The organism is Thermoactinomyces sp. CICC 10522, from assembly GCF_016055075.1.
Classification (GTDB): Bacteria; Bacillota; Bacilli; order Thermoactinomycetales; family Thermoactinomycetaceae; genus Thermoactinomyces_A; species Thermoactinomyces_A daqus.
The window spans coordinates 267,191-283,962 of sequence record NZ_JAECVY010000003.1 but is presented as its reverse complement, the minus strand read 5'-3'; the positions used below and the strand labels follow the sequence as shown (position 1 = coordinate 283,962).

Genomic DNA, 16,772 nt, shown 5'->3' with positions numbered 1-16,772 from the left:
GGGTCATTTTGCCGTCGGGGAGAGAAGCTCCCTTTTGGCGATGGCTGCTTTTATGGCCATGTAGTCGACTTCTGGCGGCAGGGCGTCTTTGATCGGACGCAGTTTATGCGCACCCAGTTCCGCGATTTTTTGCATGATCAGCTTTTCCCAGCGCGGGGGAATAAAGTCGTCCCAGGAAAGATCCATTCCTTCCAGTCCGGCCCGGAGCAGATGATCTTCGACGGTGCTGCGGACAAGCCCTCTTTCCGCGGCGATTTCATCAATCGTTTTTCCCTGCACATACAAGTGATAGGTGACCAGGTGGCTCGGCTCTTTGTCAGAGGAGGCAGAGGCGGCCGGATCCGTTTCCGGAGAGAGATTATGTTTTTGCGCATATTGACGGATCGCTTCAAGAAAAGCGAGACCATATTTTTTGTATTTCCTCTCCCCGACACCGCTGATCGACCGCATCGCCTCTTCCGTCAGCGGCAGGCGGCGGCACATTTCTTTTAATGTGCTGTCGCCGAAAATCATATAAGGCGGCAACTGTTCCTGTTCGGACAGTGTTTTGCGAAGCTGGCGCAGTTCTTCAAACAACCCGTGGGAACGTTTCGGTTCGGAATGGAGCGATTGATCATGATCCAGGCGGATTCTGACCGGTCTCATTCCTTTCAGGACTTCAATCGCTTTGTTAGTCAGTTTGGCGATGGGAAAGGACATTCCGCCTTCGTAAGCGAGGGAGATATACCCTTCCGCTGCCAACCGCTTGCATAAGCCGAGGATTTCCTTCTCCGTGTATTCACTCAGGATCCCGTAGGTGGACAGCTTGTGGAGATCCCACTCCATAACGCGTTTGCTTTTGGAACCGCGCAACACTTTGGAGATGATGGTGAGTCCGAAACGTTCCTGCATTCGCTTGATACAGGAGAAGATTTTTTGCGCCTCAATGGTGATATCGCTCAAGTCCCCCGCCTGATTCCGACAATTTCCGCACGTGCCGCAGGCGGTCGTCTCTTTTTCGCCAAAATAGGAGACGATCTCTTTTTGCAGGCATCCTCCGGCATGGCAGTAGTTGATCATCTTTTGCAGTTTGTTCAGCTCATAGGTTTTACGCTCCGGCGTCATGTCGCTGTGCGTGATCAGGTAGCGCTGGGTCGGGATGTCCTGCGGAGAGAAAAGGAGGATGCATTCGCTTTTCTCACCGTCCCGTCCGGCCCGTCCGGCTTCCTGATAGTAGCACTCCAAATTCCGGGGCATGTTGTAATGGATGACAAAGCGCACATTGGATTTGTCGATGCCCATCCCAAAAGCATTGGTGGCGATGATGGTCTGGATCTGGTCATAGGAAAACTGCTCTTGGGCGCGGTTTCGTTCTTCTTCACTCATTCCTCCGTGGTATTTGGCCACAGAAAAACCGGCTCCGGCGAGCAAGGCGTGAAGCTGGTCGGTTTCTTTTCGTGTGGCACAGTAGATGATCCCCGTTTTTCCCTCATTTTGCCGCAAATAGTTTTGGATGAATTCGCTTCTGTTCTCTTCATTTCTAACATAAAAAGAAAGGTTTTCCCGCCGCAATTTGGTTGAAAATATATGGGAAGGCGGAATTTTCATCAGGCTGGCAATATCCTCACGTACGTCGCTCGTCGCGGTCGCTGTGAGAGCGGCAATAATCGGGCGTCGCGGCAGCTTCAGGATCATGTCCGCCATGGAGCGGTAGCTTGGACGGAAATCGTGCCCCCACTGAGAGATGCAGTGAGCCTCATCAATGGTGACAAAGTAAATGGGCAAGCTTTCAAAAATCGTCTGGAAACGGTGGGAATCGAGACGCTCGGGAGCGAGATAGAGCAGCTTGTATTTCCCCTGTTTCAGCCGGATGATACGTTGGTCGATTTGCTCCGCGCTCAGGGAGCTGTTTATGTAAGTGGCCGGGATTCCCAGCTCTTTCAGTCCGTCAACTTGATCCTTCATCAGAGAGATCAAGGGGGAAACCACAAGGGTGATACCCGGAAACATCAACGCGGGAATCTGGTAGCAAATTGATTTGCCGCCACCGGTCGGCATGATGCCCATCGTGTTGTGCCCGGCCAGGATGCTTTCGATGATCTTTTTTTGTCCGCTGCGAAATGTGGGATAACCGAAGTATTTTTGCAGGAGCAGTTCCGCTTGCTCAAGTGACAAAGCGATTCACCCCCCAAAGTCCATGAAACTTGACTGTAATCTATTGTACACAATGGCAGGGGGCTTGGCAGGCAGGAATTTGCTTCTGTCGGCAAAGAGTGACAAGGGTAATAAATTTATTTAGAATGAATGAGGTATGTGGATAATCTGCGAAATGCAAATCAAAGCGCCTGACGATTGGAAAGAAGGTGTGAAGAACCATGCTTTTTATTGACAATCAAAATGTAACCGATCCGCGAATCAATCTCGCGATCGAGGAATACGCTTTGAAACATTTGGATATCGAAAATACGTACCTGCTCTTTTATATAAACGAACCATCGATTATTATCGGCAAACACCAGAACACCGTTGAAGAGATTCATGTCGATTATGTGCGGGAACACGGCATCCATGTGGTGCGACGTCTGTCCGGCGGTGGAGCGGTCTACCATGATCTGGGGAATTTGAACTTCAGCTTCATCACCAAGGACGATGGCAAAAGCTTTGCCAATTTCCGCAAGTTCACTGATCCTGTGATCCGGGCATTGCGGGAATTGGGATTGGATGCGGAATTGAGCGGCCGGAATGATATCCTGATCGAAGGCCGGAAAATATCGGGGAATGCACAATTTTCCAGCCGGGGACGCATGTTCAGCCATGGAACGCTGATGTTTGATGTCAACCTGGATCGCGTGGAAAAGGCGCTCCAGGTCAAAAAGGATAAAATAGAGTCAAAAGGGATTAAATCGGTGCGCAGCCGCGTCGCCAATATTACTGACTTTCTCAGACAGCCGATGACGATTTTGCAGTTTCGCTCTTATCTGTTGTCCCGCATTTTCGCCGGGCAGGATCCGATTCCCGAATATGTGTTGTCTGAAGCTGATTGGCGGGAAATTCACAGGATCGCAGACGAACGTTATAAAAATTGGGATTGGAACTTCGGGGAGTCTCCCGAGTTTAATGTGATGAGAAGCAAGCGGTTCCCCATCGGCTCGATCGATGTACGTCTGGATGTGGGGGAAAAAGGGATCATTAAAAACTGCAAGATTTACGGGGACTTTTTTGGGATCGGCGACGTTGCCGATATCGAGAAACGCCTCATCGGAAAACGGTATGATCGCGACGAGATCGAAGCGGCCCTTTCCGGTCTGGATGTGAAGCATTATTTCGGGGATATTACGAAGGAACAGTTTATCGATCTGCTTTACTGAACGAAGCGGGTTGAAGCAAAGGGAAAAGCTCGTACCGCGTTGTACGAGCTTTTCTTCCGTGATCAAATGATTCTCTTTAACAAAGAAGAGGGAGCATCCTGTTTGGCCAGCAGTTTTTGCAGTTTCGCTGCTTTGTATATCAGAATATGCTCCAAAACAAAATCCTGGTATCCTTTCAACAGCAATAAGTAGAGAACGCTGCGGTACAACTTTTGTTTCGGGGGTTGCAGCGGGTCGATGAGGATGAGGGAAACCTGCGTCCCTTGGTTGACTGTCAATGCAAATATTGAACCGAGAGAACTGTCTTTCCGGCGATATCGGTATTCCTCCAACTGATATTGATTGCGCGTTCCGGCAAATTTGACAACCTCCCGCGGGAGAAGCGGCAAATGTTGACGTTTTAACAGGTTGGCGGGGATGTATAGGTTGAGGCGATCGTTTTGTGAAGCATTAAAGCGGAGTACGGCTTTGTAGTTGGCGAGTGCGGGAATGAGTGAAATGCGTCCGATAAAGGTTTGGATGATTAAAGATCGATCGCTGATCTTGTAGCCGAACAGGATATCCTGGTCAATCAGGCCCCAGCCTTTGGGTGAAAGTTGAACCCGGCCCAGATGTAACAGTTGAATCATTCTTGAGCGCAAAAGATGTATGTCCGTGCATGGGCTGATCCGTTCATTCCAGCGGCGGAAAGCGTGAAAATCAAGGACGATTTGCAAATCTTTCGGCAATTGGCCCGGAATCCGCCCGCTTCGAGCTTTTTGCCTGGAAATCTGCCGAATCAGTGTCTCTTTGTCCAGTTGATCGTCAAAATGACGGCAGCATGTCCATTCGGTCACTTGAATCTTTTTGTTGACAAACGCCTTGTTATACAGAATCTGGTGAAAGCGGGGATGTTGTTTAAGCCGGTGAAGCAGTTCATCATGTTGATTGGAAGGGTGTAACATAGCGGTGTCATCCTTTCTCTGAAAATGATGACAAAACCGAACAGCCTTCTGGGTGAAATCCGGGATTACACGCTCCTCGAAAACAGTTCTGTATATTAATAGTAACATAATAAAAGTAATTTAGGTGAATGTTTTCATATAATTATAAAATTAGTTTCTGTTACTTATGTCAGAGGGGCACAGAAAAAAGCGCTTGGTTATTTGACCAAGCGCTTGCTTTTATCTTCTGAATTTTGGAATCATTTGACTTAATATTCATGCAAAATGCAAATTTATTAATCTAATTTTCCTCGCTTGGATGTTCTCTCCATTCTTTCAGGGTATCCTTGACAATTCGCTGTACCACCGCGGCCGGGTCCAATTGATGTTGCCGGGCAATCGCCTCCAATTGCTCAATTTCCTCTATGGTTAACCAGAAATGAAATGAGATAAAAGCATCTTCCACCAACTCTGACTGCTTCCGCCTGAAAAACACGTCTCAGCCCACCTTCCGTTTGCCGGCTAATGTTGTAATTACTGTTATATTTTGATATTTACATTCGTTTTCCTGTTAACGAAACGTGAAAGGATGGGGATTTGCTGCGGGAATTAACCGCATACTGAATGTGTCAGGGAAGAGCATCCTCAGGATGGTCATCTGCTTATTCAGCGAAAAAAGCATGAAGATCTGAATTTGCTGAGGCTTTCATCTTCGGGTTGGCTGGGAGGAGATGCTTTTTTCTTATTCAAATAAAATAGCATTTATGAAAGATATAAAAGTAGCCTTGACAAATATTCGAAAATTCTATTAAGATAAAAACAAACAAGCGCTTGTTTTTGAGATTGTCTTTGCAGAAGTTGGAGAAAGGAATTGGATGATGGCCAGAGTTGGACGGAGAGAAGAGATTTTAGCCATTGCCTGCCGGCTTTTCAGCCAAAAAGGGTATCATGGCACTACCATTCGCGATATTTCTGAGGCCTGCGGAATTCTGTCAGGCAGTTTATACGCTCATATCAATACCAAGGAAGATTTGCTGTTTGAGATTACAGACCGGGGGGCGGAAGCGTTTTTGGGCTCCCTTGAGCCGATTGTGAAGAGCGGGAAGACTGCCTCGCAAAAACTGCGGGAAGCGGTCAAGGCGCATATGCATGTGATCGAGGCAAATCTGGAAGCAGCCACCGTGTTTTTTCATGAATGGAAAGCGCTGACCGGTGACCGGTATGAGCAAATTCGAAAAAAGCGCGATAGTTATGAGCGCTTGTGGGCAGCCATTTTGGAAGAGGGGATCAAGTCCGGGGAATTTAAGCAATTGGATGAAAAATTGGCCCGTCTGCTCGTATTGTCGGTGGCCAACTGGACTTACCAATGGTATCGCCCGGGAGGGAAACTGAAGGCGGATGAGGTTGCCGACCGGTTTGTGGAGATGATTCTCATCGGCTTTCAGGCGTAAAAAAGGGGGAGAAAAAGGATGGATCACCGGACCGAGGAGTTCGTGGAGCGCATCCGCCGCGGCGGGAAGGTGGAAGCGACCGACTGGATGCCGGATGAATACAGAAAGCTGTTGATCAAACTGATCCATATGCATGCGGTGAGCGAGATCATGGGGGCGTATCCGGAAAAGGAATGGGTGCCAAAAGCGCCGACGCTGCGGCGTAAACTGGCCATCATGGCCAAAGTCCAGGATGAAATGGGGCATGGCCAGTTGCTCCTGCGCGTGGTGGAAGATTTGGCTGCGCCCTTGGGCAAAACGCGTGAAGATCTCATAGCAGACATTTATACAGGGAAAGTGAAATTTCATAATGTTTTTCATATGGAAGCGCGTACCTGGGCGGATGCCGGGGTGATCGGGTGGCTTGTCGACGGAGCCGCGATCATCAACCAGGCGGCGTTGCTGGAAACTTCTTATGCGCCTTATGCCCGTGTGTTGAAGCGGATTTGTGCCGAGGAGAGCTTTCACATGCAGCACGGTGAAAATATTATTCTGGCATTGGCGATGGGAACGAAACAGCAACGGCAAATGCTACAAGAAGCACTCAATTACTGGTGGGAATCATTGCTCTTTTTCTTCGGGCCCAAAGAGGTGACCCCGGCAGCCGAACGCATGTTGTATTACCGGATACGCACGAAAACGAACGAGGAGCTTCGTCAGAAATTTTTGGACAAATACGTTCCGCGGATTCAATCGCTTGGCCTCACCATTCCCGATGAACAGCTCCGCTATGATCGTGAACGGAAGGCATGGGTTTACTCTGAACCGGATTGGGACAAGTTCGGCCGGATTGTCCGGGAGAACCGGGGGCCGAAATCCAGGGAAAGAATGGAGCTGAGGCGATCCGCACACGAGGAACAGCGCTGGGTGAGAGAAGCGATGGCCAGATCCCATTTGCCGGCGGGATAAGGAGGGCAGATAATGACTGGAAAAACTTGGCAGTATGAAGAGTATGAAGTTTTTCTCCGGCGCTCGCATCAAGAACCTCAAGTCCATGTGGGAAGTTTGCTGGCTCCTTCGCCCGATGTTGCACTGATTCTGGCGCGCGAGAATTTTATGCGCCGGGATCCGGCGGTCAGCATCTGGGTGGTTCCAAGTAAACAAGTGACCGAAGCGACCGGTGAGTCCGGTTTTTTGAGCAGGGAAATGGATCGCAAATATCGCGAGGTCGCCGGTTATACAGAGAATGGCCGCTTGTGGCGGATGTTCAAAGAGAAGGCGATTACCCTGGAAGAGATCGTGGCTTATGTCGAAGGGAGAAACCAGGAAAGTAAACGGGAAAGAAGGGCAGAACGGGGGTGAAAGCGGATGAAAATGGAACAGGACACAAGGATAACGGACGGGCAAAAGTTTGAAACGGCCCTGAAATACTGGCTTGCCTGTCTGGCAGATGATGAATTGACGCTCGGGCATCGTGATTCCGAATGGCTTGGGCTTTGCCCGGATATTGAAGGGGATGTGGCGTTCAGTTCGATTGCTCAGGATGAAGTGGGACATGCCGTCTTTTATTTTGACCTGCTTCATCAACTGGGGGAGGGGGATCCCGACCGGCTGGCGTTCAGCCGCGATCAGCACTTGCGCCGTAACGCGATTCTCCTGGAGCGGCCGAACGGGGATTGGGCTTACTCGATTCTGCGTCACTATTTTTATGACCTGTTTGATGATCTGAGGCTGCAGTCGATGGAAAGTTCCAGCTATGCTCCCCTCAGGCAGGGCACACAAAAAATCCGGCGGGAAGAGTACTATCATTTGTTGCATATGAAGACGTTGTTTTCCCGCTTGGGAAGTGCCGGCGGACAAGCAAGGGAGAGGATGGAAGAGGCGCTGCTGAAAGTGTGGCCGGATCTTGGGGATTTATTCGATTTTGGCCCTTATGAAAAAGAATTGTTGGAATTTGGCATCATTTCTCTCTCCGGCAGTGAAGTTCGCCGCCGCTGGGAAGAGCAGGTACGTGATGCGCTCTTATCAATCGGATTCGAATGGCCGGGAGAAATCCCCTCTTCCTCCAGAAGCGGCCGAAGGGGTGAACACAGTTCCGACCTGCAGCCCCTGCTGGACACGCTCTGTGAAGTGTATGCCATCGACTCCAACGCGAGATGGTGAGGCTGCAAGGGAGGGGAGAGCGTGACGGAGACGGAAGTTTGGGATGCGCTGAAAGAAGTGACGGACCCGGAGATTCCGACGGTGAGCGTTGTCGATATGGGGATGGTTAACCGGGTGAAGGTAAGCGATGGGACCGTCGAGGTGGAAATGCTGCCGACCTTTGTCGGATGCCCGGCGCTTGATCTCATTCGCAAGCAGGTGGAACAGCGGCTCTTGAAAGGCGGAATAGTGCGCGAAGTGCAAGTGACGTTTCTCTTTGACCCGCCGTGGACGAGTGACCGGATTACGGATGAGGGTAAGCAGAAACTGAAGCAGTTCGGGATCGCCCCGCCTGTGGAAGGCCCTGCTGAGCCCCCGCCTTGCCCCTATTGTGGACAGGCCGGTGCCGACGTGATCAATCTGTTCGGACCTACCGCCTGCCGTGCCATCTATTATTGCAAACGCTGTCATCAGCCGTTTGAAGGGATGAAAAAGGTGTGACGGGGGTGAGGGAGATGTTTCAATCCGAATTTGAGGCAATGGAGCGGACCGAACTGGAACGGTTACAGGAGAAGCGTTTGCGTGAGATCGTGACCAGGGTTTATCATCATGTGCCGTTTTACCGGAAGCAGCTGGATGAGCGCAAACTTTCACCTGATTGTTTTCGCGGGCTGGACGATTTGCCCCGGTTGCCGTTTACCACCAAAAAGGATTTGCGTGACCATTACCCGGCGGGTTTATTCGCGGTCGGAATGGAGGAAGTGAAACGGCTCCACGCTTCATCCGGGACAAAGGGAAAACCGACGGTTGTCGGGTATACGAGGCGAGATCTGCAAAGTTGGGCCGATGTCTGTGCCAGGGCGATCGTCGCTGCCGGCGGGAAAGAGGGAGACATTTTTCATAATGCGTATGGCTACGGATTGTTTACGGGAGGACTGGGGCTGCATCAAGGTGCGGAACGACTGGGGCAAACCGTGATCCCGGCTTCGGGCGGCAATCGCCTGCGGCAGTTAAGCATGATTTGCGACCTCAAACCCCGGGGAATTGCGGGCACTCCTTCTTTCATCCTCAGTCTGGGCGAGACATTGGCGGAAATGGGAGAAGATCCCCGGGAAACTTCGCTCGAATACGGAATTTTCGGAGCGGAGCCGTGGTCGGAGGCGATGCGTGAAAAACTGGAAGACTTATGGGGCATTCATGCCGTCGATATTTACGGCCTGTCCGAACTGACCGGCCCGGGAGTGGCGATTGAATGCTGGCAAGCAAAAGATGGTTTGCATATCGCCGAAGATCATTTTCTGGTGGAGGTGATTGATCCGGAAACGGGAGAGAGAAAGCCGGACGGGGAGATCGGCGAGCTGGTGTTCACCAGCCTGACCAAGGAAGCGATTCCGCTTCTGCGCTACCGTACCGGGGATTTGGCGGTAGTCGTGCGGGAACCGTGCCGCTGCGGCCGGACCCATGCGCGGATGTCCCGGGTAAAAGGGCGCATTGACGATATGCTGATTATCCGCGGAGTCAATGTTTATCCGATGGAAATTGAACCCGTGCTCATGAGGAAGTCCCACCTTGCCCCGCATTATCAATTGATCATTGAAAAGAGAGGAAGGCTGGACGAGCTGACTGTTGAGGTGGAAGTGACGGAAGCTGTGTGGCAGCAGCTTGGACGAAATGCCGCTCACGAAAAATTAAAAGCGCTGACAAAAGAGCTTGCGTCCGAGATCAAGGATCTGCTGGGGCTTAGTATACTCGTAAAAATCCATGCGCCAAAATCCATTCCGCGCAGCGAAGGAAAAGCGGTTCGCATCATCGACCGCCGCATGACAGCCGGTTCATAAGCACTGATTGCATTACGCAAAAATAAGGGGAGGATGAGATCCATGGTGAAATTGGTTGCCTTGTACAAACAGCCGGAGGATAAACAAGCGTTTGATGACCACTATTTCAATATCCATCTTCCGCTTGCGGGCAAAATGCCGGGGCTGAAAAAAGTGACGGTTACCCGTTTCAGTGAGACCCCGATGGGAACGGAGGCTCCTTTTTACCTCAAAGCGGAAATGTTTTTTGACGATAAGGAAACCCTGATGCGGGCGATGGGATCGCCGGAAGGAAAAGCGGCCGCCAAAGATGTGATGTCGTTTGCCGGCAAATTGGTCACGATGATGATCGGTGAAGAGCTGGATGGCAATGAAAAGTGAAGGTCTGCGGATTCAGCGGCCGGCCGTGATCGGGGCCGGGACGATGGGAATGGGGATTGTCGAAGTTCTGGCCGGAAACGGATTTTCGGTTCAGGTGGTGGAACTGTCGCAAGACCTCTTTAATGATGCCCTGCAAAAGATGGACAAGCGCTTGCTCCGACGAGTGGAGAAGGGGAAGATGGCCGCGCGTGAGCGGGAGGAGATCCTCGGGCGGATTCGTTATGTACCGGCCATCAACAATCTGGATCAGGTGGATCTCGTGATTGAGGCCGTTGTCGAAAATCTCGCGGTGAAGCAGGAGGTCTTCAAGGATCTGGATGCATGCACCTCCCCGGATACGATTCTGGCCTCCAATACTTCTTCTCTGTCGATTACGGGAATTGCCGCCAAAACGACCCGGCCGGAGCGGGTGCTCGGTCTTCATTTCTTCAATCCCGTGCCGCGGATGGCCTTGGTGGAAGTGGTCGCCGGCATGGCCACATCGCCCGCGTTGGTGGAAGCCGTGAGCGAATGGATCAGGACGCTGGGAAAAGAACCGGTCAAAGTGAAGGATGTGCCGGGATTTCTGGTCAATCGCGTGGCCCGGCCGTTTCATACGGAAGCGTACCGGATCGTGCAGGAAGGAACGGCCGGTAAAGCGCAGGTGGATCGCATCATCCGTTCGGCCGGATTTAAAATGGGCCCGTTTGAGCTTCAGGATTTGATCGGCATCGACATCAATTATGCCGCTTCCGTTTCCGTTTACGAAGGATATTTTCACGATCCCCGCTTCCGCCCGCATTTTGTCCAGCAGCGAATGGTGGAGAGCGGAGCGCTGGGGCGCAAAACCGGAAAGGGGCACTATTCGTATGAGTCGTAATATAGCGGTCTTGGGAAAAGGAAGCTTGTTCACCGCGGTTTGCCGTTTTTTGCGGGAACGCGGCTTTGCGCCTCTGACGCTGGAACAACTGGCGGATCACGATGTTTGTGCGGTTGTGGATGTGAACCCGGGAGTGGACGGGCAAAAGAGGCAGCAGTTGCAGCTGGCCGAAGCGCGGATTTCGCCGCAAACGCCGATCTACACCTCGACGCTCCACCGAACGGCGACCGAAATCGCTTCCTGGCTGTCCGTGCCGGAACGGGTCGTCGGCTTCTCACCTCTCGGACTGGAGCAGTTTCCCGTGCTGGAAGTCGCCTGCCCTCTGCAAGCGGAAGAGGTAAAAGGTTGGGATCAACATCTTCGGCTGGCGGAGTCCTGGGGCAAACAGGTGGAGCGGGTCGGTGATCAACCCGGCCTGGTCTTCCCGCGGATTCTTTCGCTCCTGGTTAATGAAGCTGCTTTTGCCTTGAGTGAAGGGATTTCCAGCAAAGAAGAGATCGATACGGCCATGAAAAAGGGAACCAACTTTCCTTTTGGCCCTTTGGAATGGGCGGATCGGGTCGGAATTGAGCAAATTGCCGCCGTGTTGGAGGGAATGCAGCGCGAATGGGGCGACGATCGCTACCGTCCTGCACCGTTGCTGAAGAAGATGATCTATGCTGGTTATGTGGGGATTGCGGCAGGAAGAGGTTTTTATCACTATCAGGATGCCAAGCTGGGAGGGTGAACGATGCGCGAAGTGGTGATTGTCGATGCCGTCCGTACGCCGATCGGCCGTTATCTCGGAAGTTTGAGCAGAACGCGTGCGGATGATCTGGCCGCCCATGTCATCAAGGCGCTGCTTGATCGCAATCCTGGTTTGCCCCCTTCACTGGTCGAAGATGTTCTGCTCGGATGTGCCAACCAGGCGGGAGAAGATAATCGAAATGTGGCGCGCATGGCTGCATTGCTTGCCGGTTTGCCGCTGGAGGCCGGCGGGGTCACCGTCAACCGTTTGTGCGGTTCCGGTCTGGAGGCGGTCAATCAGGCCGTGGCTGCGATCGCTTTTGGAGCCGGCGATGCCATGATTGCCGGCGGCGTGGAAAATATGAGCCGCGCCCCGTTGGTGATGCTGAAGCCGGAGACGGGGTTGGCCCGCGGGAATCAGACGCTGGTCGATACAACCCTCGGCTGGCGCTTTGTCAACCCGAAACTGGCGGCGATGTACGATCCGGTCAGCATGGGTGAGACAGCCGAAAATGTCGCTGAAAAATACGGGATCTCGCGGGAAGAACAAGACCGGTTTGCGCTCGGCAGCCAGCAAAAAGCCCGTGCGGCATGGGAAGAGGGCAAATTTGCCGATGAAATCGTCGCGATTGAGGTAACCGAACCGGGAGGGGCAACCGTCGCATTTGCGCGGGATGAGCATCCCCGGCCGCAAACGACATTGGAAAAATTATCGCAGTTACGCCCCGCTTTTCGCCAGGGGGGAACCGTGACGGCCGGAAATGCTTCCGGGATCAATGACGGTGCTTCCGCGCTTCTTTTAATGGCCCGGGACGTGGCGGAAAGGCTCGGTCTGAAACCGATGGCAAAGGTTGTCGCGTTTGCCGTCGAGGGAACCAATCCGCTTTATATGGGCATAGGCCCGGTCGGAGCCACCCGCAAAGTGCTGAAACGGGCGGGGATCAGCGTGTCCGATCTCGATTTGGTCGAGTTAAACGAAGCATTTGCCGCACAGTCCTTGGCTTGCATTTCCGAGTTGGGTCTTGATCCGGACAGGGTGAATGTAAACGGTGGAGCAATTGCCTTGGGCCACCCGCTCGGAGCCAGCGGTGCACGTATTTTGACGACGCTGGTGCATGAATTGGAAAAGCGGCAGGGACGGTTTGGCCTGGCTACGATGTGCATTGGCGTCGGCCAGGGAATCGCCACCCTGATCGAACGGATTGACAGCTAAACCAAAAGGAGAGGATCAGGCATGTTAAAGGAAAAAGTAGCGCTTCTTAAGGAAAAATACGACCTGTTGATCGGCGGCGAACATGTGCCCAGTGAGTCGGGTGAATATTTTACCGTCTATAATCCCGCAAACGGAGAAGCGATTGCACAAGTGGTCAAAGCGACCCGCGCCGATGTGGACCGGGCGGTGCAATCCGCGCGCGATGCGCTTTCCAACAGCAAATGGGCACGCTGGCCCGCTTCCCGCCGCGGACAGATTTTAAACAAAATCGCGTCGATCATGCGGCAGCGCTTCAATGATTTGGTTGAACTCGAAGTGCTCAACAGCGGAAAAGCGTTGTCTGCCGCCAAAGGACAAGTGATGCAGGCCATTGAGGATTTTGAACTGTATGCCGGTGCGGTTACCACGATTCAGGGACATACAAAACCCGTTCCCAATGGTTTCTTTCACTATTCGGTGAAAGAGCCGGTCGGGGTTTGTGCGCAAATCGTTCCGTGGAACTATCCGCTTATGATGACGGCCTGGAAAGTGGCCCCGGCCCTGGCCGCAGGTTGTACCCTCATTTTGAAACCGGCCAGTTTAACCCCGCTCACTGCACTCGTACTCGCGGACATTTGCCATGAAGCGGGAGTTCCTGCCGGCGTGATCAATGTGATTACCGGGAGCGGCGCCGATGTCGGTTCCTACCTGGTCGAACACCCGGGAGTTGACAAAGTGGCCTTTACCGGGGAAACGACGACCGGGAAAGATATCATGGCCAAGGCTTCCGACACCTTGAAGCGCGTCACTCTGGAGCTCGGCGGGAAATCGCCGAATATCGTCTTTGCCGATGCTGATCTGGAAGCGGCGGTGAACGGCTCTGTCTACGGAATTTACTATAATACCGGCCAATCCTGCGAAGCTCGCTCCCGCCTGTTTGTTCACGAGGATATCTACGATGCCTTTATTGAGAAATTTGTGGAACAGACCAAAAAATTGAAATTGGGCGATCCGTTTAACGAAGAGACTCACGTCGGAGCAGTTATTTCCCAAGGGCAATGGGATACAATCGATTCATATGTCAAATTGGCGGAAAAAGAAGGCGCCCGGGTTCTCTATGGCGGCAAGCGTCCGGAAGGGGAGGAGTTTGCCAAAGGTTACTGGTATATGCCGACGGTGATCGTCGATGCAACCAATGACATGCGGGTGGCTCAAGAGGAGATTTTCGGTCCGGTTGTCGTTGTGATCAAGTTTAAAGATGAAAAAGAAGTGGTAAAGCTGGCAAACGAAACGATGTACGGTCTCGCTGCGGCCGTATGGACCCGTGACTTCGGACGGGCGCATCGGGTTGCCTCCCAGCTGAAAGCCGGCGTGGTGATGATCAATAATCCGTTCTCCGCTTTCCCGGGCCTGCCGTTTGGCGGTTACAAACAATCCGGGTTCGGCCGTGAACTGGCCATCGAATCGCTGGAATTGTATATGGAGACGAAAAGTGTCCTCTCCTATGTAGGGCCAAAACCGCTCAATCCGTTCGGTGTGTAGGAGGAGCGAGATGAAAGCAGGACTGTCGCCGGGATACCAGGAAGAGATTACGATTACCGTAACCGAAGATATGGTCGCCTCCTTCGGGGGACAGATGGTTCATCCCGTGTTATCCACGGTATCGCTTGTCTATTATATGGAATGGGCGGGGCGAAAGGTGATCTTGCCTTTTTTGCAGGAGGGTGAAGAAGGAGTGGGAGCGTACATTGAGGTAAAACACCGCGCTCCGGCCCCGATTGGCAAGCAAGTCACCATTACTGCCACCGTGAAAGAAGTGACGGAACAAAAAGTGGTCTGTGATGTGATCGCCAGGCATGACCGCGCCGTTGTCGGGGAAAGTGAGTTTGTGCAAATCATCCTGCCGAAGGATAAACTGAAGGAAAATATTGAACGGATGAAATAAAAACCGGGGGAGTGATGGTCCCCCGGTTTTTTCATTGAGAATAAAAATAACCATTCAACCCCAAGAGGATGAATGGTTGATGAAGAGGTTTGCTTGTCTTCTTTATAAATTTGGCCGGCAAGCTTCTGCTTCGCCTCTGTGAACACCGGCGTTGCTGGAAAAAGAACCGGTGCCTCTAACTTAGAAACCAAATCCGCCGGCGACGAAGACGAAAATGGTCGCAATCACCAGCAGGAAGATTAACAGCCTTCTCCAGCCAAATCCAAAACCATAACCATAACTCATATTTCTCACCTCCAGAAACAAATTCAATATATCTTATTTCACGGGTGAAACAGTGGAAGTGCGTTCTCCTATTTTTTATTGAAATTGGACTAGTATCTTTTTCAGTTTTTTGGGTGCTTTTGAGGATGAAGAGAATGAGCAGACATCTCAAACAAGTGTTGCCGGCAATGGGAAAATTAAGGCAAATTGCCCAGTTGCGATTTGGATAAACGGTCATATTATAATCGTGTATCCCAGCTTAACAAGGAGTGAAGCGTATGGAACGAATGAAACCTCCGGTTTATCCAATGATGCCGATGCCCCCGATGTATCCGATCTTTCACCATCCCAAACATCACAAAAAACATCACTATCCCAAACATCATCATAAAATGATAGATTATCATCATTTGCACGAAGCCTATCACCACAGCAAATGTGCCACGAAGCTCTTGAAACATATGCTCGGCCATCATCATCACCGCCATCACTATCATGACTGGTGTCACTGGGACAGCTCTTCCAGCAGTTCGCATTGGATGGACAGCAGCTCCTCCGGCAGTTCCCACTGGATGGACAGCTGCTCCTGAACGAAAGGAGGTTGAGAAAAAATGTATTATGGATATCCTTATTACTCCCCATACACGATTTCGACGGCTCGACGTGAACACAAGAATGAAGACATGTCACAGATGATCACAAGACATATGAGCATCGCGGAGGAGATTCAAAGAAGGATCAGCAGCATCGATGAGAGGTTTGGCCGAATCGAAAAAATGATTCAGGAACGCTTAAAGTGACCGGAGCGGGCCGAATCAACTTCTGATTAACCCCTCCTGATTAATTATCATCACATTGGTTGGTCCGTTATGAAGGCGGAACCGTGGCGGGTTCTGCAAAATGCCTGATTCCTGAAACCCGCCGTGCCAACTTGACATAAAACACCCTTACTTGGTGGTGGAAGCGATCGAAGTAAGGGTGTCATTTTTTGGATTTGATCGCAAAAGGGTTCGGCAAACACGGCGATGAGCGGGAAACCGGCTTTCAGCAGGTACCGGAGAAAGGTGTTTTTTTGCCGAATATTGCGAATCTCGATTTTCGGTTGACACGGCAGTGGATCCTTCGTATAATGTTTTTTGTCGATAAGAAATATGAGGATATGCCGAAGTGGCGGAATTGGCAGACGCGCACGACTCAAAATCGTGTTCCCAAAAGGAGTGTGGGTTCGAGTCCCACCTTCGGCACCAGTAAAACCAGGGAGAACGATCCCTGGTTTTTAATTTTCATAAAAATTTTCTTGTTGACAACACGATTTCTCCATGTTAAATTATATCTTGTTTCTGAAAATGATTGTTTTTGTATTTTGCCGGGACGTGGCTCAGCTTGGTAGAGCACCTGGTTTGGGACCAGGGGGTCGCAGGTTCAAATCCTGTCGTCCCGACCATTTTCAATTCACCTATTCGCTTTTTAAATCCATATAACGGGATGTGGCTCAGCTTGGTAGAGCACCTGGTTTGGGACCAGGGGGTCGCAGGTTCAAATCCTGTCATCCCGACCACATAGATAAATGAAGGAGACCCGGCTCGGAGGTCTCCCAAAGGTTGTTGGCAACCAAGGTCAACAACCTTTTTTTGTTTGGATCGCCTTTTCGGAATCATCAACGAAACCAGCTTCCATCCAATGATGGATTGGTGTGTCAGCCTGATCAGTAGCCAAAAGAGTTCCGGAAACATGGTGTTATGAACG

Annotated in this window: 18 protein-coding genes and 3 tRNA genes; 18 read left to right on the top strand and 3 right to left on the bottom strand. The window is 51.5% G+C overall.

Features of this window, described 5'->3' with window-relative positions:
* Nucleotides 1–3: 3 nt before the first annotated feature.
* Complete coding sequence (gene recQ, locus I8U18_RS07645) at nt 4–2,154, bottom strand: DNA helicase RecQ (RefSeq protein WP_198064649.1); 2,151 nt, start codon at nt 2,152–2,154, stop codon at nt 4–6.
* Nucleotides 2,155–2,354: 200 nt separating this feature from the next.
* On the opposite strand from recQ, the gene lplA reads away from it, so the two are divergent.
* Nucleotides 2,355–3,347 (top strand): lipoate--protein ligase, encoded by a 993-nt coding sequence (gene lplA / locus I8U18_RS07640; RefSeq protein ID WP_033100847.1) that lies wholly within the window; start codon nt 2,355–2,357, stop codon nt 3,345–3,347.
* A gap of 62 nt (nt 3,348–3,409) precedes the next feature.
* Here lplA and I8U18_RS07635 read toward each other — a convergent pair whose 3' ends face one another.
* Nucleotides 3,410–4,291 (bottom strand): hypothetical protein, encoded by an 882-nt coding sequence (locus I8U18_RS07635; RefSeq protein WP_198064648.1) that lies wholly within the window; start codon nt 4,289–4,291, stop codon nt 3,410–3,412.
* 280 nt (nt 4,292–4,571) lie between these two features.
* Nucleotides 4,572–4,766, bottom strand: a complete 195-nt coding sequence (locus tag I8U18_RS07630) for a hypothetical protein (RefSeq protein ID WP_033100849.1) — start codon at nt 4,764–4,766, stop codon at nt 4,572–4,574.
* A gap of 379 nt (nt 4,767–5,145) precedes the next feature.
* On the opposite strand from I8U18_RS07630, the gene I8U18_RS07625 reads away from it, so the two are divergent.
* The 17 genes from I8U18_RS07625 (at nt 5,146) to I8U18_RS07545 (ending at nt 16,584) form a co-directional block, all read left to right on the top strand.
* Nucleotides 5,146–5,721 carry a TetR/AcrR family transcriptional regulator gene (locus I8U18_RS07625; RefSeq protein WP_232336327.1) on the top strand — a complete coding sequence of 192 codons (576 nt, stop codon included), beginning with the start codon at nt 5,146–5,148 and terminating at the stop codon, nt 5,719–5,721.
* Nucleotides 5,722–5,739: 18 nt separating this feature from the next.
* On the top strand, nt 5,740–6,669 hold the full coding sequence (paaA, locus tag I8U18_RS07620) for a 1,2-phenylacetyl-CoA epoxidase subunit PaaA (protein ID WP_033100850.1): 930 nt from the start codon (nt 5,740–5,742) through the stop codon (nt 6,667–6,669).
* A 12-nt stretch (nt 6,670–6,681) separates the two neighbouring features.
* Complete coding sequence (locus tag I8U18_RS07615; protein ID WP_198055497.1) at nt 6,682–7,062, top strand: phenylacetic acid degradation protein; 381 nt, start codon at nt 6,682–6,684, stop codon at nt 7,060–7,062.
* Between the two features lie 6 nt (nt 7,063–7,068).
* On the top strand, nt 7,069–7,863 hold the full coding sequence (gene paaC / locus I8U18_RS07610; RefSeq protein WP_052154154.1) for a 1,2-phenylacetyl-CoA epoxidase subunit PaaC: 795 nt from the start codon (nt 7,069–7,071) through the stop codon (nt 7,861–7,863).
* A 21-nt stretch (nt 7,864–7,884) separates the two neighbouring features.
* Nucleotides 7,885–8,343 (top strand): 1,2-phenylacetyl-CoA epoxidase subunit PaaD, encoded by a 459-nt coding sequence (gene paaD, locus I8U18_RS07605; protein ID WP_198055496.1) that lies wholly within the window; start codon nt 7,885–7,887, stop codon nt 8,341–8,343.
* Between the two features lie 14 nt (nt 8,344–8,357).
* Nucleotides 8,358–9,680: a phenylacetate--CoA ligase family protein gene (locus I8U18_RS07600; protein WP_198055495.1), complete on the top strand. Its 1,323-nt coding sequence runs from the start codon at nt 8,358–8,360 to the stop codon at nt 9,678–9,680.
* 42 nt (nt 9,681–9,722) lie between these two features.
* Nucleotides 9,723–10,040: an EthD family reductase gene (locus I8U18_RS07595; RefSeq protein WP_033100853.1), complete on the top strand. Its 318-nt coding sequence runs from the start codon at nt 9,723–9,725 to the stop codon at nt 10,038–10,040.
* A complete protein-coding gene (locus I8U18_RS07590; RefSeq protein ID WP_232330853.1) occupies nt 10,024–10,899 on the top strand; it encodes a 3-hydroxyacyl-CoA dehydrogenase family protein in 876 nt (291 codons plus the stop codon). Before I8U18_RS07595 ends, I8U18_RS07590 begins: the two co-directional genes overlap by 17 nt.
* A complete protein-coding gene (locus I8U18_RS07585) occupies nt 10,889–11,626 on the top strand; it encodes a 3-hydroxyacyl-CoA dehydrogenase family protein (protein WP_033100855.1) in 738 nt (245 codons plus the stop codon). The genes I8U18_RS07590 and I8U18_RS07585 overlap by 11 nt, the downstream gene beginning before the upstream one ends.
* Nucleotides 11,627–11,629: 3 nt before the next feature.
* Nucleotides 11,630–12,838 carry a thiolase family protein gene (locus I8U18_RS07580; RefSeq protein WP_198055493.1) on the top strand — a complete coding sequence of 403 codons (1,209 nt, stop codon included), beginning with the start codon at nt 11,630–11,632 and terminating at the stop codon, nt 12,836–12,838.
* A gap of 21 nt (nt 12,839–12,859) precedes the next feature.
* Nucleotides 12,860–14,359 carry an aldehyde dehydrogenase family protein gene (locus I8U18_RS07575; protein WP_198055492.1) on the top strand — a complete coding sequence of 500 codons (1,500 nt, stop codon included), beginning with the start codon at nt 12,860–12,862 and terminating at the stop codon, nt 14,357–14,359.
* A gap of 10 nt (nt 14,360–14,369) precedes the next feature.
* Nucleotides 14,370–14,762, top strand: a complete 393-nt coding sequence (locus I8U18_RS07570; RefSeq protein ID WP_033100858.1) for a thioesterase family protein — start codon at nt 14,370–14,372, stop codon at nt 14,760–14,762.
* A 542-nt stretch (nt 14,763–15,304) separates the two neighbouring features.
* A complete protein-coding gene (locus I8U18_RS07565) occupies nt 15,305–15,616 on the top strand; it encodes a hypothetical protein (protein WP_198064647.1) in 312 nt (103 codons plus the stop codon).
* A gap of 21 nt (nt 15,617–15,637) precedes the next feature.
* Complete coding sequence (locus I8U18_RS07560) at nt 15,638–15,826, top strand: hypothetical protein (RefSeq protein WP_033100860.1); 189 nt, start codon at nt 15,638–15,640, stop codon at nt 15,824–15,826.
* Between the two features lie 361 nt (nt 15,827–16,187).
* Nucleotides 16,188–16,273, top strand: a tRNA-Leu gene (locus tag I8U18_RS07555).
* Nucleotides 16,274–16,393: 120 nt separating this feature from the next.
* Nucleotides 16,394–16,470 (top strand) — tRNA-Pro (locus I8U18_RS07550).
* 37 nt (nt 16,471–16,507) lie between these two features.
* A tRNA-Pro gene (locus tag I8U18_RS07545) sits at nt 16,508–16,584 on the top strand.
* Nucleotides 16,585–16,772: the final 188 nt, after the last annotated feature.

Bases quoted from the DNA above. Each gene is read 5' to 3' on its own strand.
- lplA (WP_033100847.1), top strand. From the start codon at position 2,355: ATGCTTTTTATTGACAATCAAAATGTAACCGATCCGCGAATCAATCTC.
- I8U18_RS07635 (WP_198064648.1), bottom strand. From the start codon at position 4,291: ATGTTACACCCTTCCAATCAACATGATGAACTGCTTCACCGGCTTAAA.
- I8U18_RS07625 (WP_232336327.1), top strand. From the start codon at position 5,146: ATGATGGCCAGAGTTGGACGGAGAGAAGAGATTTTAGCCATTGCCTGC.
- paaA (WP_033100850.1), top strand. From the start codon at position 5,740: ATGGATCACCGGACCGAGGAGTTCGTGGAGCGCATCCGCCGCGGCGGG.
- I8U18_RS07615 (WP_198055497.1), top strand. From the start codon at position 6,682: ATGACTGGAAAAACTTGGCAGTATGAAGAGTATGAAGTTTTTCTCCGG.
- paaC (WP_052154154.1), top strand. From the start codon at position 7,069: ATGAAAATGGAACAGGACACAAGGATAACGGACGGGCAAAAGTTTGAA.
- I8U18_RS07600 (WP_198055495.1), top strand. From the start codon at position 8,358: ATGTTTCAATCCGAATTTGAGGCAATGGAGCGGACCGAACTGGAACGG.
- I8U18_RS07595 (WP_033100853.1), top strand. From the start codon at position 9,723: ATGGTGAAATTGGTTGCCTTGTACAAACAGCCGGAGGATAAACAAGCG.
- I8U18_RS07590 (WP_232330853.1), top strand. From the start codon at position 10,024: ATGGCAATGAAAAGTGAAGGTCTGCGGATTCAGCGGCCGGCCGTGATC.
- I8U18_RS07585 (WP_033100855.1), top strand. From the start codon at position 10,889: ATGAGTCGTAATATAGCGGTCTTGGGAAAAGGAAGCTTGTTCACCGCG.
- I8U18_RS07580 (WP_198055493.1), top strand. From the start codon at position 11,630: ATGCGCGAAGTGGTGATTGTCGATGCCGTCCGTACGCCGATCGGCCGT.
- I8U18_RS07575 (WP_198055492.1), top strand. From the start codon at position 12,860: ATGTTAAAGGAAAAAGTAGCGCTTCTTAAGGAAAAATACGACCTGTTG.
- I8U18_RS07570 (WP_033100858.1), top strand. From the start codon at position 14,370: ATGAAAGCAGGACTGTCGCCGGGATACCAGGAAGAGATTACGATTACC.
- I8U18_RS07565 (WP_198064647.1), top strand. From the start codon at position 15,305: ATGGAACGAATGAAACCTCCGGTTTATCCAATGATGCCGATGCCCCCG.
- I8U18_RS07560 (WP_033100860.1), top strand. From the start codon at position 15,638: ATGTATTATGGATATCCTTATTACTCCCCATACACGATTTCGACGGCT.